At 40.8% G+C, this 1670-nt stretch carries 4 protein-coding genes; all 4 read right to left on the bottom strand.

Features of this window, described 5'->3' with window-relative positions; genetic code table 11:
- Positions 1 to 61: 61 nt before the first annotated feature.
- On the bottom strand, positions 62 to 604 hold the full coding sequence (gene rplE, locus PCY17_RS12120; protein WP_000013542.1) for a 50S ribosomal protein L5: 543 nt from the start codon (positions 602 to 604) through the stop codon (positions 62 to 64).
- Between the two features lie 23 nt (positions 605 to 627).
- The gene (gene rplX / locus PCY17_RS12115) at positions 628 to 933 is read right to left on the bottom strand and encodes a 50S ribosomal protein L24 (RefSeq protein ID WP_000497691.1); all 306 of its coding nucleotides are present in this window, start codon (positions 931 to 933) and stop codon (positions 628 to 630) included.
- 83 nt (positions 934 to 1016) lie between these two features.
- The gene (gene rplN / locus PCY17_RS12110; protein ID WP_000616548.1) at positions 1017 to 1385 is read right to left on the bottom strand and encodes a 50S ribosomal protein L14; all 369 of its coding nucleotides are present in this window, start codon (positions 1383 to 1385) and stop codon (positions 1017 to 1019) included.
- A 25-nt stretch (positions 1386 to 1410) separates the two neighbouring features.
- Positions 1411 to 1670 (bottom strand): 30S ribosomal protein S17 (gene rpsQ / locus PCY17_RS12105; protein ID WP_301395752.1); only part of this gene is annotated, 260 nt, incomplete at its 5' end.

Below are 1670 nucleotides of genomic sequence, written 5' to 3'. Positions count from 1 at the left end.
TTCGCTGGACGTTTGTTCTTAGCAATCATTGATTTTTTAGCCATTAGATTTACCTCCTATATTATTTTGCAAAAGGCATTCCAAGGCCTGTAAGCAATGCACGTGACTCTTCGTCAGTGTTAGCAGTAGTTACGATAACGATGTCAAGACCACGAGTTTTGTCAACATCATCGAAGTTGATTTCTGGGAAGATCAATTGTTCTTTCACACCAAGTGTGTAGTTTCCGCGTCCATCAAATGATTTTGTTGGAACACCATGGAAGTCACGTACACGTGGAAGTGAAACTGAAACCAATTTATCCAAGAATTCGTACATACGTTCCCCACGAAGGGTAACTTTTGCACCGATCGCAACACCTTCACGAAGACGGAAGCCGGCGATTGATTTTTTAGCTTTAGTGATAAGTGGTTTTTGACCTGAGATAAGCGCCAATTCTTCAGCAGCTTTTTCAAGGCTTTTAGCGTTTGATACAGCTTCACCAACACCCATGTTCAAAACGATCTTATCTACTTTAGGAACAGCCATCACTGATGAGTAGTTGAATTGTTCTGTCAACGCAGGAACTACTTCATTAAGATATTTTTCTTTTAAACGATTTGCCATTATACTTCTCCTTTCCTTCGTGATTAATCAAGCACTTCGCCTGATTTTTTGTTGTAGCGAACTTTTTTACCGTCTACAAATTTGTAACCAACACGACCAGCTACACCGTTTTTGTCCAAAACTTGAACGTTTGATACGTGGATAGCTGCTTCCTTCTCGATGATACCACCTTGAGGAAGTTCGTTAGTTGGACGTTGGTGTTTCTTAACGATGTTAACACCTTCAACGATAACTTTGTTTACTTTTGGAAGGGCAGTAAGGACAACAGCTTCTGTTCCCTTATCTTTACCAGCGATTACGCGAACTTTGTCGCCTTTTTTTACAAACATTTTTTTCTCCTTTTATTCTTACGCCCAATGGGCACCCTGGCTAGGCCAGGGGACTGTGTTTGTTTGTTTTTGCTCTGTGAAAATTAAAGTACTTCTGGAGCAAGTGACACGATCTTCATGAAGCCACCTTCACGCAATTCACGTGCAACTGGGCCAAAGATACGTGTTCCGCGAGGAGTTTTATCTTCACGGATGATAACTGCTGCGTTTTCGTCAAATTTGATGTATGAACCATCAGCACGACGAGCACCTGATTTAGTACGAACGATAACTGCTTTAACAACGTCACCTTTTTTAACCGCACCACCAGGAGTAGCTTGTTTTACAGATGCCACAATAACATCACCGATGTTCGCAAATTTACGTTTAGAACCACCAAGAACTTTGATAGTCAAGATTTCGCGTGCACCGCTGTTGTCTGCGACTTTCAAACGAGTTTCTGTTTGAATCATTTCAGTTTTCTCCTTTCAGGTTTGATTAGATGATAACCGCTTCTTCAACGACTTCTACAAGACGGAAACGTTTTGTAGCTGAAAGCGGACGAGTTTCCATGATACGTACGATATCGCCTTCTTTGGCAACATTGTTTTCATCATGTGCTTTGTATTTTTTAGAGTAGTTAATACGTTTACCATAGACTGGGTGGTTACGTTTTGTTTCAACTACAACTGTGATTGTCTTGTCCATTTTGTCAGATACAACACGTCCAACAAGAACTTTACGATTATTGCGTTCCA

It is taken from the genome of Streptococcus sp. SO2 (genome assembly GCF_030440025.1).
This window is presented reverse-complemented; position numbering and strand designations above follow the sequence as displayed.